Genomic DNA, 18,942 nt, shown 5'->3' with positions numbered 1-18,942 from the left:
GCAGGTCAGCGGGGAGTACCACCCACCACCCTAAGCAGGGCTCAGAGCACAGCCCCAAACGCCGATGCCGGCCAGGCCACGCCGCCGCACAATGGCCTGCAACCGCTGCCCCGCCGTTGCTCCCCGCCCTCCACGAGCAGCGCTGGCAGCTCCCCGCTGCCCTGGGAGCGCTGGCCGAGCCGGAGGCCCTGCGGCAGCTCAATCCAGCCGGCGGCGAGCCGCTGCCCGATGCGCTGCTGACCCTGCTGGCCCGGCGAGGCCATGGCAGCGCCGAGGCGGTGGCGGCCCTGCTGCAGCCGCCGCAGGCGCCCGACCCGTTGCTGCACTTCGCCGATCTGGCGGCGGCGGCGACGCGCCTGGAGCAGGCCTGCCGCCAGGGCGAAGCCGTGGCCATCTGTGGCGATTACGACGCCGACGGCATGACCAGCACGGCCCTGCTGGTGGGCGTGCTGGAGCGGCTGGGTGCCAGGCCCCAGGCGGCCATTCCCAGCCGTCTGGAGGACGGCTACGGCCTCAACGCCACCATGGTGAAGGACCTCGCCGGCCAGGGGGTGGCCCTGCTGGTGACGGTGGACAACGGTGTGTCAGCCCACGCGGCCCTGGAGCGGGCCCGGGAACTGGGACTCGAGGTGATCCTCACCGACCACCACACCATCCCCGAGCCGCTGCCTCCCCACCTGGCCCTGCTGCACCCCCAGCGCACGCCGGAGGGATCGCCCTTCCGCGGCCTGGCCGGGGTGGGACTGGCCTACGTGCTGGCGGCGGCGCTGTGCCGGCGTCAGGGCCGCGCCGATGGCCTGCGCATGGCCCTCGACCTCTTCTGCATCGGCACCATCGCCGACATGGCCCCGCTGGCGGGAGTGAACCGGCGCTGGCTGATCGACGGCCTGCCGCGGCTGGGCCAGAGCGGCCTGGCCGGGCTGCAGGCCCTGCAGCGCCTGGCGGGCGTCGAGGGCCAGCCGCTCGACGCCGAGGCAGTGAGCTTCCGCATCGCCCCCCGCATCAATGCCGTGGGACGCCTGGGAGACCCCCAGCTGGTGGTGGAGTTGCTCACCACTGAGGATCCCGAGCGAGCCCTGGAGCTGGCCCGCGACTGCGAGGGCCTCAACCGCCAGCGGCGCGAGCTCTGCGAGGCCATCGAGGCCGAAGCCCTGGCCCTGCTGGAGGCCGATGGCAGCGCCCGACCGGACTTCGTGCTGCTGGCTCAGAACCACTGGCACCACGGCGTGATCGGCATCGTGGCCGCCCGCCTGGTGGAGCGGCTGAACCGGCCCTGCGCCCTGCTGGCAGGGGAGGGCAACGGGCGCCTGCGGGCATCGGTGCGGGCGCCGCGGGGGTTCGCCGTGGATGGGGCCCTGGGGGCCTGCGCCGACCTGCTGGAGCGCTATGGCGGCCACCCGGCCGCCGGCGGGTTCACGGTGCGGGCCGAGCGACTGGCGGAGCTGCAGCAGCGGCTGCAGCAACGGGCCCGGCTGTGGCTGGAGGAGCGGGGCGGCAGCCATCCGGTGGAGCCGGAGGCACTGCTGTCGCTGACGGCGATCGATCGGGAGTTTCTGCGCCAGCAGCGGCGGCTGGAACCCTTCGGCATCGGCCATCCCCAGCCGGTGTACTGGAGCAGCGGCTGTGAGCTGCGCAGCCAGAAGCTGCTGCGGGGCGGCCATCTGCAGCTGGAGCTGGAGCAGGACGGCGCCCGGCTGCGGGCGATCGGCTGGCGCTGGCAGGGCGAGGCCCGGCTGCCGCGCTGGCTGGATGTGGCCTACCGGCTGCGGCTGGATCGCTGGCAGGAGCGCGAGCGGCTGCAGCTGGAGCTGCTGGGCCTGCGGCCCAGCAGCACGGGGGAGAGCGGTGACGCCGAGGTGATGCTGCAGCGCGGCGAGCGAATCTACTGGTGCCGCCGCCAGGGCACGGGGCTGGTGATCCGCAATGCCGCCGGCGAGGAGCTGCACAGCGGCAGCAGCCCGGACCACCCCTACCTGCGCGCCCTCCTGCAGGATGCCGCCACCGCCCTCGGACTGGCCGCCTGAGATGCCCTACGGCTACGGCGATCTGGCGAACCTGACCCGGCTGCTGCTGCTGGGCCTGCTGGTGGGTCTGGCCTGCTGGCCCCTGAACCTGATCGACGGCGCCCAGGCCCGCCTGCTGGGGGTGCTGCCGGGCGTCTCCGGCGGCGGCTGGAGCGGCGGCGATGGCGAAGTGCTGCTGAAGCAGGTGCTCGATCAGCGCGGACCACTGCCGGACCCGGGCTCTGCGCACTCGATCGGCGCCTGGTTAGGGGTACTGCTGAGCCGTCTGCTCGCTCCGCCCCTCGTGCTGGCGGCGGGCGTACCGGGAGGGCTGATCGACCCATCCCTGGCCATGGGCGGGCTGTTCGGCGGGGGCCTGCTGCACCTGCTGGGAGGTGAAACGGCCCTCGGGGTGGCCCTGGGCATGGCCGGGGCATTGGCGGGGGCCACCCAATTGCCGCTGATCAGCACGGTGTTTGCCCTCAAGCTGGCCGGCGATCAGCAGTGGCTGCTGGGAATTGTGGTCAGTTCAACCCTCGGGGCCCATGCCGGCCGGCGGCTGCAGGCCGAGCCCATCTACCACGCCCTCAGAGAGCACCGCGCCGATAGAAGAGAATGAAGATCACTGCGGGGCCGGCCAAGGTGATCAGGGCCAGGGCGGCGAAATTGGCGATCAGGTTGATGTCGATGCCCATGGTTGCCGTCGCGTTGAAGCAAATCGCTGGCGCCAGCGTAAGACTCAACCCCTGCTCCGCCGCAGCCGCTGCGCCGCTCTGTGATCCCTCGTCACGCCCGCTGCCCGGCCCCGACACCGAACCGCCCAGCCGCTGAATCGCAGCCCGTGAAGCCCTCCCCCACCTGGACCTGCATCGCCGGCTGTGGAGCCTGCTGCCGCCTCGATCCGGAGCTGCGCCAGGACGCCCTGGCCGCCCTCAATCCCCAGCAGCGCGAGCAAGTCCTGGCGATGGTGGGCCCCGATGGCTGGTGCCGCCATTACGACACCGGCGGGCGGCGCTGCCGGGTGTACGACGGGCGTCCCGATTTCTGCCGGGTGAGCAACCTGATGGCGCTGTTCGGCGCCACGGGCCAGCACGCCGATGGGCTGGCCATCGCCTGCTGCCGGCAGCAGATCCGCAGCGAGTACGGAGGGCGTGGCAAGGTGATGTGCCGTTTCCTGCGGGCGATTCGCCGGCCATGAACAGCGAGGAGTCTGGAGAGCTGCCGGCTGAAGGCACTGGAGCTGAGCCCGGTGGGGCCCATACCAGCAGTGAGGGGCGGAAGGCCGGCACGGCAACGCCGGCCAGCGGCGCCTTTCTGGGGGCTCTGGTCACCACGTTCACCACCGTCTTCCTCGCCGAGCTGGGCGACAAGACCCAGCTGGCGGCCCTGCTGCTCTCCGCCCAGTCGGGGCAACCGCTGGTGGTGTTCATCGGGGCCTCGCTGGCCCTGATCAGCTCGAGCCTGGTGGGGGTGCTGCTGGGCCGCTGGCTGGCCCGCCTGCTGCCGGCCCACGAACTGGAACGGCTGGCGGGTCTGTTGATGGTGGGCCTGAGCCTCTGGCTGGGCCGCCAGGCGGTGGTGCAGCTGAACACACCACCCACCGGTCTACCCCTGGGCTGACCTCCACCCGCTCCAGCGCTCGACGTCCCCACCGCCCGCGCCCGGCCACCGCCAACCCACTGGCCAAACCACTGATGGATTTCAGCCTGCTCGCCTCCACCTTCATCACCGTGTTCCTGGCGGAGCTCGGCGACAAGACCCAGCTGGCGATCGTGAGCATCAGCGGCACCTCCAGCCGCCCCCTGGCCGTGTTCGCCGGCAGCTCCCTGGCCCTGGTGCTCGCCAGCCTGCTGGGGGCGGCGGCCGGAGGGTCGCTGTCGGCGGTGATTCCCACCAATGCCCTGCAGCTGGCGGCCGCGGCCGGCTTCCTGGTGCTGGGAGTGCGCCTGATCCGCAGGGCCGCCGCGGCTGAGATCACCGCGGATGCCACCCGGGAGGCAACGCAGGGGGCCAGCGCCGGCGAGGCCGGCAAGGCCGACTCCAGCCAGGCCTGAAGGGCGGCTGCATCCACCTGAACCGCGGCTGCATACAATCAGCCAAGCAGGAGCAGGCAGGTCGTGGGCATCGCTCCGAGCCCAGACCGAGCGTTCCCGCCCGCCATCCCCGCGTGCCCCCCCGGGCGGTTGGCGATGGCCACCGCCACCCAATCCGATACCCCATGAAGTTCACGGTCGCCGACCTGCTCGACCAGCTTCCCGCCGACGAAGCTCTGCCCCTCGACAAGCTTGAGAAAGCCCTGGGGCTGAGCACCAAACCCGCCAAGCAGCAGCTGCGCATCGCCCTTGACGCCCTGCTCAAGCTGGCTGTGGTGCAGGAGAGCGAGGCCGGCCTGGCGCGCGCCGACAACCCCGGGCTGATCCCCGCCCGGCTGCGCTGCTCCAGCAAGGGCTTCTGCTTCGCCCTGCGCGAGGACGGTGGCGAGGACATCTACATCCGTGAACATCAGCTCAACCACGCCTGGAACGGCGATCGCGTGCTGGTGAAGGTGACCCGAGAGGGAGGTCGCCGGCGGTCGCCGGAGGGCGGTGTGCAGTGCATCCTCGAGCGGCAGACCCCCTCCTTGCTGGCGCAGATCGAGCAGCAGCAGGACCGGCTGCTGGCCACCCCGCTGGATGACCGTCTGCTCACCAGCGTGGTGCTCCCCGCCGCCGACGCCGCCCACCTCGACCCCGAACAGCACTCGGTGGTGGAGGTGGTGATCGATCGTTACCCCGTGGGCCAGTTCTCCCCCCAGGGTCATGTGGCCCGCAGCCTGCCGGTGAACGGCGGTGAGGAGGCCGATCTGGAGCTGCTGCTCACCAAACACCGGCTCAACAGCCGCGCCGCGGCCCCCCGGGCCAGCCTCAAGGCGCTGACGGCCGACGGACGGGAAGACCTCACAGCCCTGCCCGCCCTGCTGCCGGAACTCTGGGCCGGTGAGGCGGCACCGGGGTTGCCGGCCCTGGCCCTGGAGCCCCGCGATCAGGGCTCCATCCTCTGGCTGCACAGCCCGGCAGTGGCCGAGCGCTTCGCCACCGACGGCAGCCTCGATCAGTGGCTACGCGAGCAGGCCGACGCCCTCTGCCTGGGTCGCCGCTGGCTGTCCCTGCTCAGCCCAGCGCTCACCAAGGCCGCCGCCTTCAGCGCCGGCCAGGAACAGGCGGCCCTGTCGGTGGCCCTGGAGCTCGACACCGACGGCCACCTGCAGGGTTACCGCTTCTGCCGCAGCTGGATCAAACCGGTGGCCAGCGTCGACCTCGCCGCCCTCACCGCCCTGGCGGAGCGCAAGCCCAAAAGCCGCACCACGCCGGCGGCCCTGAAGCCGCTCAAGGGCCAGCTGGAGCAGCTGGAGCAGCTGGTGGCCCTGGGCGAGCTGATGCGGGCGCGGCGCGTGGAGGCTGGCTCGATCGAGCTCGAGCTGCCCCTGCCGCCGATCGAGAGCCTCGGCGATCTCAGCGTCCCCCCCCCCGGCCCGGCCCACCAGGGCTGGCTGCTCAGGCTGCCGTCCCACCACCCGGCCGCGATCCTGCGCGAAGCGGTGCTGCTGGCCCAGCGCGCCCTGGGCCAGCACCTGGCCGCCCTGGAGCTGCCGGCACTGTTCGCGATCAACCCCACTCCCGACAGCGGCGACCTCAACGATGTGGCCAAGGCGGCCCTGGCCCTGGAGATCCCCCTGGAGCTGGGGGAGGAGGGCCATGCCAGCGCCGCCGAACTGGCCGCGGTCTTCGCGGCCTCCAGCCGCAGCCGCTCGCTTCAGCAGCAGCTGCGCGGGGTGCTGCAGCCGTTGCAGCTGAGCGGCAGCCGGGGCGACCACACCCTGGCCGGCCTGGTGGGCGAGAAGGCCGCCCTGGCCCCCTGGACCTGCCCGACGCTCCACTACGCCGACATCTGGAACCAGCAGCTGCTGGTGCTGCTCCTCTGCGAGGGCAAGGATCGGCCCAGCCCCCGCCACAAGACGAGCGTGGATCTGGCCTCCCCCGCCTGCCACGGCGCCATCGACTGGCCGCTGCTGGAGCCCGCCCGGCTCACCCCCCTGCACCAGGCCCTGGAGCACGGGCTGGTGCAGCGCCTCAACGGCAAGCGCCGCTTCCTGGCGGAACTGGAGGCCGACCTGCTGGCCATGGCCCAGGCCCGCAAGGCCGAGCCCCTGGTGGGCCAGGTGCTGCCCGGGGTGATCAGCGGCGTGCAGAGCTACGGCTTCTTCGTGGAGGTGCCCCCCTCCAACGTCGAGGGGCTGGTGCACGTGAGCTCCCTCAAGGACGACTGGTACGAATACCGCTCCCGCCAGAATCGGTTGGTGGGCCGCAAGAATCGGCGCACCTACATGCTCGGCGACGCGGTGGAGGTGGAGATCCAGAAGGTGGATGCCCTGCGCCACCAGATCGACCTGGCCGTGGTGCAACCCGAGATCGATCCGATGGACGAGCAGGAGCCCCTGCAGCAGCCCCTGGAGGATCGCGGCGATGACCAGGGCGAAGGGGATTACGACAGCTTTGCCGCCGTGCCCGTGCTGAGCGAAGTCTGAGCCGCAGGAGCAACACCATGAACCCAGGAGCACCGGTGGTGCTGGCAATCTCCGGTGCCTCGGCCCAGCCTCTGGCCCAGCGCGCCCTGCAGCTGCTGCTGGAGGCCGGCGAAACGGTGGAACTGGTGACCAGCCGGGGCGCCATCAGCGTGTGGCAGGCCGAGCTGGGGGTGCAGGTGCCCGGGGATCCACAGGCCCAGGAGCGCTTCTGGCGTGATCGCACCGGCTGCCGCGGCGGCCGGCTGCACTGCCACCGCTGGAACGACCAGGCGGCCGCGATCGCCAGCGGCAGCTACCGCACCCGCGGCATGGTGATCCTGCCGGCCTCGATGGGCACCGTGGGCCGGATCGCCACCGGCGTGGCGCTGGATCTGGTGGAGCGCGCCGCCGACGTGCACCTCAAGGAAGCCCGGCCGCTGGTGATCTGCCCGCGGGAAACCCCGTGGAACCTGGTGCATCTGCGCAATCTCACCGCCCTGGCAGAGGCGGGAGCGCGCATCGCCCCGCCGGTGCCGGCCTGGTACCACCAGCCCCGCACCATCGAGGACATGGTGGATTTCCTGGTGATCCGGGTGTTCGACCTGCTCGGCTACGACCTGGCACCGCTGCGCCGTTGGCAGGGACCGGTGGGACGTGCAGACTCGGGCCCAGGCCGCTCCTTTGCCGAGTCTTGAGCCTGCTGCGCCGCTTGCTGCTCCTGCCCCTGCTGGCTCCGCTGCTGGCGGTGCTGCTGATCGGGGCGATGAACCCGCGGCCGCCGGTGCGCCTGCGGCTGCTGATCTGGACCTCGCCCCCCCTGCCGATCGGGGTGTGGGTGCTGCTGGCCTCCGGCGGTGGTGCCCTGCTCAGCGCCGGTGCCACGGCCCTGGCCCTGCGGGGCGAAGGACAGACCCTGAAGCGCCAGGTGATCCGGGAGGTGTGGCCGGAGCCTGAACCGCAGCCGGCGCGGGAGCGGGAGCGGGAGCCGGAAGCCAATCCGCGCCGCTCCCAGACGTCAGGGGCAGCGGCCCCGCCCAGCGCCGGCCCCAGCCGCCCGCCGGGGGAACCCGCCCCCACCGTGGCCGTGGCCTACCGGGTGATCCGCCGACCGGACAGCGCAGTGGCAACTCCAGTGGCAGCCCCGGCGCCACCCCCGGCGGCCGCCACCCGTCACGACGGCGACGTCGGCGGTGGCTGGGACCCGGGTCCGGGCGAGGAGTGGTGAGATCGGGCTGACTAGAGTCAGCACAAGTATTGAACGGGGATTTGAGTCTGGTGAGCGAACCCACCCCATCTGCCGACTCTTCTGCCGACTCATCAGCCGGCCCATCAGCCGACAAGCCGGCCGCCAAGCCCGCCAAAGCGGCCAAGCCCCCGGCTCCGGAGGACGCTCCCTTCGCCACCTTCATCCCCGAGTCGCTGCTGCCGGCCCTGGCCAAGGAGATCCGCAGCTACGGCGGTCCGGAGCCAGACCTGCGCTTCGAGCAGGGCGCCATGCCGGTGGTGGGCGGCAGCTGCTGGATGGTGGTGGGCGCACTGCCTGGTGAACGGCGCTTCTGGCTGAGCTTCACCGCCGCCGACATCAACGCCGCCAAGACCGTGGCCCTGGCCGAGCCCGGCGCCGAACCGTCCCTGCTGGAGCCCTTCCTCGGCGACGAAAAGCGCATGAGCCAGGCGCTGCTGGTGTCACGCCTGGTGCAGCGGCTCAACGGCCAGAAGTGGCTCGGGCCCAACTGAGCTCAAGGCGGCCCCAATCGCGCTGCAGCGACGCTTTACATCCGCCACCACCGGCGCTGGCAGGCCCCTTACGATGCCGGCACTGCTCTGTGCTGCTCCTCGATGGTGCCCCCCTCCGCCGTCTCAACCGCCGCCTCCACCGGTCCTGCCGCAGGATCCGAGATCAGCAGCCAGCCGATCGGCAGCCCCGACGCACCGGCGATCAAGGATCCGGTGAAGGACACGATCCTCACCCCCCGCTTCTACACCACGGATTTCGACGCCATGGCGGCGATGGATCTGCGGCCCAACGAAGCGGAGCTGGAGGCCATCTGCGAGGAGTTCCGCAAGGACTACAACCGCCACCATTTCGTGCGCAACGGCGAGTTCGATGGCGCTGCCGACAAGCTCGATCCCGAAACCCGGCGGGTGTTCGTGGAGTTTCTCGAGCAGAGCTGCACCTCCGAGTTCTCCGGCTTCCTGCTCTACAAGGAGCTCAGCCGCCGCATCAAGGACAAGAACCCGCTGCTGGCCGAGTGCTTCGCCCACATGGCCCGCGATGAGGCCCGCCACGCCGGCTTCCTCAACAAGGCCATGGGCGACTTCGGTCTCCAGCTCGATCTGGGCTTCCTCACTGCCAACAAGGCCTACACCTTCTTCAAGCCGAAGTTCATCTTCTACGCCACCTACCTGAGCGAGAAGATCGGCTACTGGCGCTACATCGCCATCTACCGCCACCTCGAGCAGCATCCGGAAAGCAAGATCTTCCCGATCTTCAACTTCTTCGAGAACTGGTGCCAGGACGAGAACCGCCACGGCGACTTCTTCGATGCCCTGATGAAGGCCCAGCCCGACACTGTGCGCGGTCTGCGCGCCCGACTGTGGTGCCGGTTTTTCCTGCTGGCCGTGTTCGCCACCATGTACGTGCGCGACGTGGCCCGCAAGGAGTTCTACGAGGCCCTGGGCCTCGATGCCCGCGCCTACGACAAGGAGGTGATCGAGAAAACCAACGAGACCTCCGCCCGCGTGTTCCCGGTGGTGCTCGATGTGCGCAATCCCCGCTTCTGGGAGCGGCTGGAGCGCATGGTGCAGAACAACGCCAAACTCAGCGCCGCCGACCAGGGCAGTGCCCCCGCCCCTTTCAAAACGCTCCGCAAGCTTCCCCTCTGGCTGGCCAACGGCACGGAGATGGCCGCCCTGTTCCTGATGAAGCCGATCCGCAGCGAAGACCTGCAGCCCGCCGTGCGCTGAGCGGGCCACCACGGGACGGGCCCTTTTGCTAGGACCTCCTCACTTGGTCCCGTCCGATGGTCGTCACCGCGTCACCGCCCCGCCTGCAGCAGCTTGATGCCGGCCTGAAACCCCGGCTGGAAACCCTCCTGGCCGCAGGCCAGGCCGCCGGGGCCGACCTGGTGGAGGTGTTTCTCGAGCGGATCGACCACATCGGAGTGCTGGCCGAGCAGGACGGCATCACCAGCGTCAGCCCCGCCTTCGGCACCGGCGCCGGTCTACGGGTGTTCCGAGGCTTGCGCGACGGCTTCGTGAGCACCAACGACCTCAGCGAGGCCGGGCTGTTGGCCGCCCTCGAGCAGGCCCTGGGGATGCTGGGGCTGGAGCTCAGCGTCCAGACCGCCAGTGGTTTTGAGGGCCTGCCGGCGCTGCGCGACCACGGCAGCGCCAAGGGTGACTGGCTGGGCCGCTGTCCCGACCTGAGCGAGGCCACGGGCCAGCTGCTGGAGGGCACGCGGCGACTGGAGCAGGTGGGTCGCCACCTGCAGGTGCGCCGCGGCAGCTACTCCCGCGACTGGCAGGAGGTGCTGGTGGCCGCCAGCGACGGCACCTTCGCCCGCGACGTGCGCCTGCACCAGTCGCTGGGGCTGAGCGTGCTGGCCACCGATGGCGAGCACCGCTCCAGCATTGGCCGGCGTTATGGCAGCTCAGGCCGGCCCGACCAACTGCGCCACTGGGATGTGGAGGCCAGCGCCCGGGAGGTGTGCGAGAGCGCCGGCACCATGCTCCATGCCGACTACGTGGAGGCCGGCCAGATGCCGGCGGTGCTCGCCAACCGCTTCGGCGGCGTGATCTTCCACGAGGCCTGCGGCCACCTGCTCGAAACCACCCAGGTGGAGCGCGGCACCACCCCCTTCGCCGACAAGGTGGGTGAAGCCATCGCCAACCCGGCGGTGACGGCGATTGATGAGGGTCTCAGCGACGGGGCCTTCGGCTCCCTGTCGATGGACGACGAGGGCATGGAGCCCCAGCGCACGGTGCTGATCGAGAACGGCGTGCTGCAGCGCTTCCTCTCCGACCGGGCCGGCGAACTGCGCACCGGCCATGCCCGCACCGGCAGCGGGCGGCGCCAGAGCCACAACTTCGCCGCCGCCAGCCGCATGCGCAACACCTTCATCGCCGCCGGTCCCCACAGCCCCGAGGAGCTGATCGCCTCGGTGGATCGCGGTCTGTACTGCAAGTCGATGGGGGGCGGCAGCGTGGGCCCCACCGGCCAGTTCAACTTCTCCGTGGAGGAGGGCTACCTGATCGACAACGGCCAGCTCAGCAAGCCGGTGAAGGGAGCCACCCTGATCGGCGAAGCCAAGGAGGTGATGCCGCGCATCTCGATGTGTGCCAACGATCTCGAGCTGGCGGCGGGCTTCTGCGGGTCGGTGAGCGGCAGTGTCAACGTCACCGTGGGCCAGCCCCACATCAAGGTGGACACGATCACCGTGGGGGGGCGCTGATCATGACGGCAACCACGACCCCGTCCACACCCACGGCCGCCAGCACCCCTGCCGCCGGGCTGGACGCGCCGGCCCTGCGCGACATCCTCGAGCAGCTGGCCAGCCGCCACGGCATCCACCAGTGGGATCTCGGCGCCTCCTGCAGCACCGACACCTCGGTACAGGTGGACCGGGGTGAACCCAAACAGATGAAGGGTGCCCAGCGCAGTGCCATCACCGTGCGGGTGTGGAACGACGCCGGGCTGGTGGGGGTGACCAGCACCTCCGATCTCTCCGCCGCCGGCCTGGAAACGGCCCTGGTGGGGGCCCACGCCGCCAGTGCCTTCGGCAATGCCGACGACACCCCCGCCTTCTCCCCCCTGGCCACGGCGCCCCTGCCGGAGCTGGAGCAGCCCCTGCGCCCCACCCGGCCGATCCTGCAGCTGCTCGACACCCTGCAGGACGCCGAGCGCCAGCTGCTGGACTGCCACGACGCCATCGGCACCGTGCCCTACAACGGCCTCGCCCAGCGCCTCAGCGAGCGCCTGTATCTGAACAGCGCCGGGGCCTGCCGCCACCAGCGCCTGAGCACCGCCAGCCTCTACCTCTACGCCAAGGCGGAGGAAACGGGCCGCAAGCCGCGCAGCGCCGGCGCCATGCGCCTGGCCTACGGCGTCGATGAGCTGGATGTAGCCGGCTGCATCGCCGAAGCGGCCGAGCGCACCATCAGCCACCTCGACTACGGCCCGATCGACACCGGTCGCTACACCTGCGTGTTCACCCCGGAGGCGTTCCTCGATCTGATCGGCGCCTTCTCCAGCCTGTTCAACGCCCGCGCCGTGCTCGACGGCGTCAGCCTCAGCGGCCGCAACGCCATCGGCCAGCCCTTGGCGGTGCCGTTCCTGTCGATCCACGACAACGGCCTGCATCCGGGCAACATCGGGGCGGCGGCCTTCGACGGCGAGGGCACCCCCACCCGCCGGCTATCCCTGGTGGACGGGGGAGTGCTGCGCCACTTCCTGCACTCCGAGGCCACGGCCCGGGCCTTCGGGGTGGAGCCCACCGGCCACGCCGGCATGGGCGCCAAGGTGTCGGTGAGCCCGGGGTGGTTCGAGGTGGGACCCACCCCCGGCAGCGATGGCGGCCAGCAGGGTCTCGATCACCGCTCACCCGAGCAGAGCGCCGCTGCCGGCCTTGTGGTGATCGACTCCCTCTCGGCCCTGCACGCCGGCGTCAAGGCCAGCCAGGGCAGTTTCTCGCTGCCCTTCGATGGCTGGCTGGTGCGCCACGGCGAAGCGCGCTCGATCGAGGCGGCCACCGTGGCCGGCGACATCCGCCAACTGCTCAATGCCATCGTGGGCTTCGAGGGCGAGGCGAAGATCACCCCCGACGGCCTCTGTCCGCACGTGTGGGTGGAGGGTCTCTCGATCACCGGCGACGCCTGAGGCAAGGCTGTTGGGCACTCCAAGCTGGGGGGCATGAAGATCCTGTTCTGGGGCACCCCGGCCTACGCCGTGGCCAGCCTCGATGCCCTGGAGGCCGCCGGGCACACGCTGGTGGGGGTGGTGAGCCAGCCCGACCGGCGGCGAGGGCGCGGCAAGGCCCTGGTGGCCAGCCCGGTGAAGGCCCGGGCCTTCGAGCTGGGGCTGCCCGTGTTCACCCCCGAGCGGATCCGCCGCGAACTCCACACCCAGGCCCAGCTGGCGGCCCTGGGAGCCGATGCCTACGTGGTGGTGGCCTTCGGTCAGATGCTGCCGCCCGCAGTGCTGGAGCAGCCGCCGCTGGGCTGCTGGAACGGCCACGGCTCGCTGCTGCCGCGCTGGCGGGGGGCGGCGCCGATCCAGTGGAGCCTGATCGAGGGCGACAGCCACACCGGTGTGGGGATCATGGCCATGGAGCCGGGCCTCGACACCGGGCCGGTGCTGCTGGAGCGGGCGATTCCGATCGGCCTGCTGGAGAACGCGTCCGAGCTCTCAGGCCGCCTGTCGGCCCTCACCGCTGAGCTGCTGGTGGAGGCCATGCCCCGGATCGAGGCCGCCGGGCCAGGGCCTGAGGCCGAGCGGCTAGCGCGGCTGGGGGTACGGCCCCAGGGGGAGCAGGGCCTCACCCTGGCGCGGCTGCTCAGCAAGGAGGATTTCGCGATCGACTGGGTCCAGCCGGCCCTCACCATCCACCGGCGCGTGATGGGGCTCCATCCCGGTGCCCACACCAGCTGGCGCGACCAGCGCCTGCGCCTGCTGGCCACCGAACCGCTGGTGGAGCGGCTGGCCGATCAGCTCAGCCCCGAGGCGGCGGCGCTGTGCGGCCGCTCCTGGCCCGCAGCGGGGAAGGCGGCACCAGGCACCGTGCTGGCGCTGGAGAGTGGGGTGGGGGCGGTGCTGGCCACCGGCGGCTGTCCGCTGCTGGTGCGTGAAGCACAGCTGGCGGGCCGCACAGCCTGTGCCGCTCAGGCCCTGCTGCAGCAACTGGGCCTGCAGCCAGGCGACCGGCTGGGGAGCCCATCGCCAGGTCTGGATCGCCAGTGAGCCATCAGCCGCCTGTCAGGGGATCACGGGCGCAGCCGACTGATCGGCATCGCCCGGGGCCTCGGAGCGGCGGTAGCGACCGTGCAGGTCCTCGAGCTGCTGGTGCACGCCCCGCAGCTGGTCGCGGATCGGAGCGCTGTCCTCGATCCGGCCGAGCATGAGCAGCATCGACTCGATCTGGCTCTTGCAGTCGATCAGGATGCGGCACTGCGGTGATCCGGGCTCGTAAGGCATGGGGATTCAGACGCTGAAGGAACGCGGTGGCACAACCATGGCAGCGGAGGTCAGCGGTTGCGGTTGTGTCGATTGTTGCTGTTTGCCGGGCGCCGCCCCCGGGCCGGGGCGCCCGGGTTGCGCCCGCCGCCCCGGCCCCGGCCTCCGCCGAGATCGAGCGGTGGCGCCGAGTGCACCGTGGGCTCGAAGCCCGGCACCTCCTGGCGTGGCAGGCGGGTGTCGATCAGGCGCTCGATTCCGCGCAGCAATTCATGCTCCTCCGCCGCCACCAGGGAGATGGCGTGGCCGGGGTGGCCGGCCCGGCCGGTGCGACCGATGCGGTGCACGTAGTCCTCGGGCTGATTGGGCAGATCGAGGTTGATCACATGGGGCAGCTGGTGGATGTCGATGCCACGGGCGGCCAGATCGGTGGCCACCAGCACCCGCAGCTCGCCGGCCTTGAAGCCCGACAGGGCGCGGGTACGGGCCCCCTGGCTCTTGTTGCCGTGAATCGCGGCAGCGGCCATGCCGGCCTGGCTGAGTTTCTCGGCCATGCGGTTGGCACCGTGCTTGGTGCGGGAGAACACCAGCACCTGCTGCCAGTCGTTGCTGGCGATCAGATGGCAGAGCAACTCGGGCTTGCGCGCCATGTCGCAGGGGTGGAGCAGGTGCTCCACCGTGGGGGCGGCCTGGTTTTCCGGTGTCGCCTGCAGCTGCACGGGCTGGTGCAGCAGACCATGGGCCAGGGCCTTGATGGGACCACTGAAGGTGGCGGAGAAGAGCAGGTTCTGGCGCCGCTCCGGCATCAGGGCCAGCAGCCGGCGGATGTCGCGGATGAAGCCCATGTCGAGCATCCGGTCGGCCTCATCCAGCACCAGGATTTCCAGCTGGTCGAGACGGACGGCCCCCTGCTGCTGCAGGTCGAGCAGCCGGCCCGGGGTGGCCACCAGCACATCGGCACCGGCCCGCAGACGGTTGATCTGGGGATTGACCTTCACGCCGCCGAACACCACGTCGCTGCGCAGGTCGAGGAAGCGCCCGTAGGCGGCCACGTTCTCCGCCACCTGGGCAGCCAGTTCACGGGTGGGGGTGAGCACCAGGGCCCGCACCACCCCGCCCCTGGCGTGGGGGCCATGGCGCAAGCGCTCCAGCATCGGCAGGGTGAAGCCGGCGGTCTTGCCGGTGCCGGTCTGGGCCGCCGCCATCACATCCCGGCCCTCCAGCACCGCAGGGATGCACTGGAGCTGGATCGGCGAGGGCTGGGTGTAGCCCTTGCTGGCCACCGCCTGCACGATCGGCTGACCCAGCCCCAGCTCGGCGAAGGGGGCGGCGAGGCTGGGATCAGCGGCGGCGGCCGCTGCCCTGAGCCCTGCGGCCGCGGCGGGCGCTGCAGCGGCAGGCTGTGGCGAGCGCTCACCGGAGGGCCGGCGGCGGCGGCGGGTGCTGGGGACGGTGCTGGTGATGGGGAACTGGCGCTGAGGATCGGGTACAGCCTACGAACCGCAACCGGGTCGGTCATCCGTCGAGGTAGAGCTCCCGCGCGCGCTGCAGCACCGCCAGCAGCTCGGTGTCATCGAGGTCGCGCCCATCGGCGCAGCCCTGACAGGCCAGCCAGTGGCGCAGGGCCGAGGCCGCCTCCGGCCCCTGGAAGCCTGCGAAGAACTGCTCCTGGGCCGCCAGCACCCGGAATTTGAGAAACTCCAGCACCCGCCCGCGCAGGGCTGCCGCGGGAATCAGGCGGCAATGGCGGCCATCCACACCAAGCTCCAGGGGCACCTCCAGCTGCACCACCCCGATCCAGGGGGCCAGCACCTCCAGTTGGTCGGCGCTCTGGTGGTGGCGGGCCTTGGTGGCGGGATCGGGCCGGTAGATCCAGCCCGCCACCGGCGGCTGGGGCCGGGGGCAGGAGGCCGTGGGCTGCCAGCCCAGCAGGCAGGGCCAGAAGGAGAAGGTTTCCGGCGGGTGCAAGGAGGTCCAGCGCAGCCGCTCGAAGTGCCAGGCGGGGTGCTGGAGCTGCCAGCGGCCGCCTGGCACGCACAGGTTGAGGGTGCCGGGGTGACAGCCGGAGAGATCCAGCCCCAGGCGAGCGAAGTGGGGGCTCTGCAGGGCGATGGTGCCGGCGGGGTAAGGGCTGGCGGCCGCCTGGCCAGAGGCCACGCCATGGCCGCTCACCCGCTGGCAGCGGTGCCAGCGCAGGGCCTCGGAGGGGATCAGGCCCTCAGGAGCGGCGGGGCCGGCCGCCATCAGGGCGCCGCGGCGGCGACCGGCGTGAAGTGGCTGCAGCGCTCGCAGGGTCCCTCGGGCAGCACGGCGCAGCGCAGCAGAGGGCTGCGGGCGTTGAAGCGGCAGCGGGGATCGCCGATCACCCAGCCGCCGCCCCAGCGACGGGCATCGCTGGGGCGGCGCTGCTGCTTCACCTGCAGCGCCACCGCCGCCAGTTCGTAGCGGCCGCTGCGCAGCCGGTAGCGATGGCGGCGCTGCAGCACCAGAAAACTGCGGGGCCCGCACTCCAGCCAGCGGCCCGGCTGGGGCACCTCGCTGAGCGCCTCCACATCGAGGCAATCGAGCAGCTGATCGCTGCCGATCTCACGCAACTCCACCCGCATCGCCGGCTCCCTCAGTCGGCTTCCGCCAGGGTGGGATTGGCCACGCCAGGGGCGGGGTTGCGGGTGGAGAAGCCCCACAGGAACAGGGAGGCCACCATGGCGAGCAGCAGCCACTCGGGCGGCACCAGATCGGGCAGGCCCAGGCGCAGCAGCAGCCGCACGCCCACCAGGCCCACCGCCAGGTAACCGGCGGTTTCCAGGTGGCGGAACACCTCCAGCCAGCGGATGAACAGCTCGGCGGTGAGCCGCAGGGCGATCACCCCGATCACGCCACCGGCGATCACCAGGCCAATGCGATCGCTCACCGCCACCGCCGCGGCCACGCTGTCGATGGAGAAGGCCAGATCGGTGAGCGCCAGGGTGGCGATCACACTGCCCAGGCCCACCGTGAGGTGCTCATGGGGGTGGCCCGGAGGATGGGGCAGGCCGGCACTGGCGCTGCCGGCATCAAGGCTGCCGGCGTCGGCTTCGAGCCCCTCCTCCCTGCCGTTGAACACCAGCACCAGGTGCCGGCCGCAGAGCCAGAGCAGATAGGCAGAGGCCGCCAGCTGGAGGGGCCAGAAATTGAGCACCCAGCGCGCCGCCAGGATCAGGGCGATGCGGAACACCAGGGCCAGCAGCAGGCCCAGGTTGAGGGCCGTCTCCTGGCGAGAGCGGTCGTGAAGACGGCGCGAGATGGCGGCCAGGGCGATGGCGTTATCGGCCGACAGCACGGCCTCGAGGGCCACCAGCAGCGGCAGCAGCAGCAGGATCTCGCTCCACTGATCCGCCGACTGCAGCACCGGGGTGAGCGTCTCGATCGTGCCGGCTTCCATCTCGTTCTGCGGGGATCCCACTCTAGGTAGGGCGTTTGACTGGAGCGTCCGCGGGCGGATGGTGATGGAGGTGGTGGCGCGGTTGGTGCATGCCGAACCCGGAGCGCGGGTGGTGGAGGTGAGCGTCCGGCGCCAGGGGCAGACCCTGGGCAGCGCCCTGGGGGAGGCGGCCACGGCGGAGGAGGCCGAGGAGCGCGCCCTGGAGCGCCTGCGCCAGCGCCTGGGGCTGGATCTGGATCTGGGCGAGGGCCTGGGCCTGGACGCTGGCGTGCAGCCGGGCCAGCCCCGGCCGGTGCGACCGCCCAGCCCCAGGCCGGTGGCCAGGCCGGAAGCACCTGAGCCGGCGGCCCCAGAACCGGTGGCCTCTCAGCCGGCGGCCCCAAGACCGGCGCCCGAAGAGCCGGCGCCCGATCCGGAGGACTGGAGTGGCGAGCTGGCCCAGATTGATCTGCAACTGCGGCGGATCGGCTGGCAGCGCGACCAGGAGACCACCTACCTGCAGCGGGCCTTCGGTCACCCCAGCAGGGCCCGTATCACCACCTTCGCCAACCTGATGGCCTACCTGCAGGTGCTGCAGGGCCTGGCCAGCGGCAGCGATCCAACCCAGGCACCCGTGCCCCTGCGCCGCCCCGAGCTGCTCGGCCAGTGCGACCAGCTGCTGGCTCAGCTGGGCTGGGACGCGGGCCGCGGCCGCCTCTTCCTCGAGCAGCATTTCGCCCTGGCCAGTCGCCAGCAACTCAGCGACAGCCAGCTGCTGCAGTTCAACATGCTGCTGGAGGAGATCCTGATCAATCCGACCACGGTGGTGCTGCCGTCAACCGGCGCCGGGGGCTGAGGCGGCGGGGCGGCAGTGGGCACGCACCAGATCCACTCCGATGCCCAGCCGGTTCTGGTTGGCGTAGGCCTCCCGCTCCAGCCGGCGCTCCAGCTCCGACGCCTGGCTGTAGAGGGCGTCGTTGAGCACCGGCGCCAGCTCCGCCGGCACCTGCTCACCGATCCCCAGGGGCCTGGGTGTGGCCCGCACATGGCCGTTGCGGCAGCTCTGGGCCACGTGGATGGCCTCGTGGTTGAGCACCTGGAAGAACTCCACACTGCCGCTGTCCAGCACCGCCGGCTTGACGCGCATGCTGCGGGCCCGGGGGTCCCATTCGCCGGCGGCACCCAGCTTGCGGGGCGGGCTGAGCTGCACGCGCACGCCCACATCGGCCAGCACCCCCAGCAGCTCAGCGATCCCCAGCCGCTCCCGACCGAAACTGGGGGGGTTGACGATCAGGGAGCGGATCTCGGCCACCGAGAGCTGGGGGTCGCCGCTGCGGCGCTTGTAGTGGTAGCGGGTGCCGCCATCGGGGAGCCGCTCAGCCCGGGGCACCCAGGCGGCGTCGGCCCGGGCCAGCTGGTCCATCAGGCTGGCCTCGTCGATCCCCTCCAGTCCGCCAACGCTGGGGGGCGGCAGCAGAGCGGCCAGGGGGGCCGGCGGGTCGAGGGCGAGGCTGAGCTCGTCCACCGGCGGCAGCTCCAGGCCGGTGAGGCGCTGCAAGGGCTGGGGCCCCGGTGGCAGGGCGCTGAGACCGAACCCCAGGGCCACCAGCAGGCCGGCCACCAGCGGCACTCCCCCCAGGAGCAGCGGCCCCGCCGGCACCCGGCGCTGCAGGGGGGCACCGCACTCCTGGCACAGCCAGACGCCATCGGCCCGGCGGCGCATCGCCTGCGGCCGGTGACGGCAACGGGGGCAGAAGAAGCGGGCCACGGTGTGATTCTGAACCCGCGAGGGCAGCGGCGGCCGGCGGCGATTGCGAAGATCGGA

The 18,942-nt window shown here is 71.5% G+C and carries 21 protein-coding genes; 14 read left to right on the top strand and 7 right to left on the bottom strand.

Going from position 1 to position 18,942, the window contains the following annotated elements; translation table 11 throughout:
• Positions 1–116 precede the first annotated feature (116 nt).
• On the top strand, positions 117–2,024 hold the full coding sequence (gene recJ / locus KBY96_RS05445; RefSeq protein ID WP_254978228.1) for a single-stranded-DNA-specific exonuclease RecJ: 1,908 nt from the start codon (positions 117–119) through the stop codon (positions 2,022–2,024).
• Position 2,025: 1 nt separating this feature from the next.
• A complete protein-coding gene (locus KBY96_RS05440; RefSeq protein WP_254978226.1) occupies positions 2,026–2,622 on the top strand; it encodes a chloride channel protein in 597 nt (198 codons plus the stop codon).
• Here KBY96_RS05440 and psb30 read toward each other — a convergent pair.
• On the bottom strand, positions 2,591–2,815 hold the full coding sequence (gene psb30 / locus KBY96_RS16365) for a photosystem II reaction center protein Ycf12/Psb30 (RefSeq protein ID WP_254978225.1): 225 nt from the start codon (positions 2,813–2,815) through the stop codon (positions 2,591–2,593). The genes KBY96_RS05440 and psb30 overlap by 32 nt on opposite strands.
• A gap of 29 nt (positions 2,816–2,844) precedes the next feature.
• Here psb30 and KBY96_RS05430 point away from each other — a divergent pair, with 29 nt between their 5' ends.
• The 11 genes from KBY96_RS05430 to KBY96_RS05380 all read left to right on the top strand — a co-directional run bounded on the left by KBY96_RS05430 (position 2,845) and on the right by KBY96_RS05380 (position 13,504).
• Complete coding sequence (locus tag KBY96_RS05430; RefSeq protein WP_254978223.1) at positions 2,845–3,201, top strand: YkgJ family cysteine cluster protein; 357 nt, start codon at positions 2,845–2,847, stop codon at positions 3,199–3,201.
• The gene (locus KBY96_RS05425; protein ID WP_254978222.1) at positions 3,198–3,623 is read left to right on the top strand and encodes a TMEM165/GDT1 family protein; all 426 of its coding nucleotides are present in this window, start codon (positions 3,198–3,200) and stop codon (positions 3,621–3,623) included. Before KBY96_RS05430 ends, KBY96_RS05425 begins: the two co-directional genes overlap by 4 nt.
• A 74-nt stretch (positions 3,624–3,697) precedes the next feature.
• On the top strand, positions 3,698–4,057 hold the full coding sequence (locus KBY96_RS05420) for a TMEM165/GDT1 family protein (protein WP_254978221.1): 360 nt from the start codon (positions 3,698–3,700) through the stop codon (positions 4,055–4,057).
• A 164-nt stretch (positions 4,058–4,221) separates the two neighbouring features.
• Complete coding sequence (locus KBY96_RS05415) at positions 4,222–6,567, top strand: RNB domain-containing ribonuclease (protein ID WP_254978220.1); 2,346 nt, start codon at positions 4,222–4,224, stop codon at positions 6,565–6,567.
• A 17-nt stretch (positions 6,568–6,584) separates the two neighbouring features.
• Complete coding sequence (locus tag KBY96_RS05410) at positions 6,585–7,241, top strand: flavin prenyltransferase UbiX (RefSeq protein ID WP_254978219.1); 657 nt, start codon at positions 6,585–6,587, stop codon at positions 7,239–7,241.
• Positions 7,238–7,771: a LapA family protein gene (locus KBY96_RS05405; RefSeq protein WP_254978218.1), complete on the top strand. Its 534-nt coding sequence runs from the start codon at positions 7,238–7,240 to the stop codon at positions 7,769–7,771. The genes KBY96_RS05410 and KBY96_RS05405 overlap by 4 nt, the downstream gene beginning before the upstream one ends.
• Before the next feature lie 50 nt (positions 7,772–7,821).
• Entirely contained in the window at positions 7,822–8,283 is a 462-nt protein-coding gene (locus tag KBY96_RS05400) for a DUF2996 domain-containing protein (RefSeq protein WP_254978217.1), read from the top strand.
• 102 nt (positions 8,284–8,385) lie between these two features.
• Positions 8,386–9,513: a magnesium-protoporphyrin IX monomethyl ester (oxidative) cyclase gene (gene acsF, locus KBY96_RS05395; RefSeq protein ID WP_254978215.1), complete on the top strand. Its 1,128-nt coding sequence runs from the start codon at positions 8,386–8,388 to the stop codon at positions 9,511–9,513.
• A gap of 56 nt (positions 9,514–9,569) precedes the next feature.
• Entirely contained in the window at positions 9,570–11,000 is a 1,431-nt protein-coding gene (locus KBY96_RS05390) for a TldD/PmbA family protein (RefSeq protein WP_254978213.1), read from the top strand.
• A 2-nt stretch (positions 11,001–11,002) separates the two neighbouring features.
• A complete protein-coding gene (locus KBY96_RS05385) occupies positions 11,003–12,424 on the top strand; it encodes a TldD/PmbA family protein (protein WP_254978212.1) in 1,422 nt (473 codons plus the stop codon).
• 33 nt (positions 12,425–12,457) lie between these two features.
• Complete coding sequence (locus tag KBY96_RS05380) at positions 12,458–13,504, top strand: methionyl-tRNA formyltransferase (protein WP_254978210.1); 1,047 nt, start codon at positions 12,458–12,460, stop codon at positions 13,502–13,504.
• A gap of 15 nt (positions 13,505–13,519) precedes the next feature.
• On the opposite strand, the gene KBY96_RS05375 is transcribed toward KBY96_RS05380, so the two are convergent.
• The 5 genes from KBY96_RS05375 to KBY96_RS05355 all read right to left on the bottom strand — a co-directional run bounded on the left by KBY96_RS05375 (position 13,520) and on the right by KBY96_RS05355 (position 17,138).
• Positions 13,520–13,738: a hypothetical protein gene (locus KBY96_RS05375; protein WP_254978209.1), complete on the bottom strand. Its 219-nt coding sequence runs from the start codon at positions 13,736–13,738 to the stop codon at positions 13,520–13,522.
• A gap of 50 nt (positions 13,739–13,788) precedes the next feature.
• Positions 13,789–15,012: a DEAD/DEAH box helicase gene (locus KBY96_RS05370; protein ID WP_396122278.1), complete on the bottom strand. Its 1,224-nt coding sequence runs from the start codon at positions 15,010–15,012 to the stop codon at positions 13,789–13,791.
• A 220-nt stretch (positions 15,013–15,232) separates the two neighbouring features.
• Positions 15,233–15,961 carry a hypothetical protein gene (locus tag KBY96_RS05365; protein WP_254978207.1) on the bottom strand — a complete coding sequence of 243 codons (729 nt, stop codon included), beginning with the start codon at positions 15,959–15,961 and terminating at the stop codon, positions 15,233–15,235.
• Positions 15,961–16,323 (bottom strand): DUF6464 family protein, encoded by a 363-nt coding sequence (locus tag KBY96_RS05360; RefSeq protein ID WP_254978206.1) that lies wholly within the window; start codon positions 16,321–16,323, stop codon positions 15,961–15,963. The genes KBY96_RS05365 and KBY96_RS05360 overlap by 1 nt, the downstream gene beginning before the upstream one ends.
• 11 nt (positions 16,324–16,334) lie before the next feature.
• The gene (locus tag KBY96_RS05355; RefSeq protein WP_254978204.1) at positions 16,335–17,138 is read right to left on the bottom strand and encodes a TerC family protein; all 804 of its coding nucleotides are present in this window, start codon (positions 17,136–17,138) and stop codon (positions 16,335–16,337) included.
• 58 nt (positions 17,139–17,196) lie between these two features.
• Here KBY96_RS05355 and KBY96_RS05350 point away from each other — a divergent pair, with 58 nt between their 5' ends.
• Positions 17,197–17,973, top strand: a complete 777-nt coding sequence (locus KBY96_RS05350) for a hypothetical protein (RefSeq protein WP_254978203.1) — start codon at positions 17,197–17,199, stop codon at positions 17,971–17,973.
• Here KBY96_RS05350 and KBY96_RS05345 read toward each other — a convergent pair.
• Positions 17,953–18,885: a hypothetical protein gene (locus tag KBY96_RS05345; RefSeq protein ID WP_254978201.1), complete on the bottom strand. Its 933-nt coding sequence runs from the start codon at positions 18,883–18,885 to the stop codon at positions 17,953–17,955. The two genes, KBY96_RS05350 and KBY96_RS05345, sit on opposite strands and share 21 nt — an antisense overlap.
• Positions 18,886–18,942: the final 57 nt, after the last annotated feature.

Source organism: Cyanobium sp. ATX 6A2, from assembly GCF_024346355.1.
In the GTDB taxonomy this organism is placed as follows: Bacteria; Cyanobacteriota; Cyanobacteriia; order PCC-6307; family Cyanobiaceae; genus NIES-981.
This window is presented reverse-complemented; position numbering and strand designations above follow the sequence as displayed.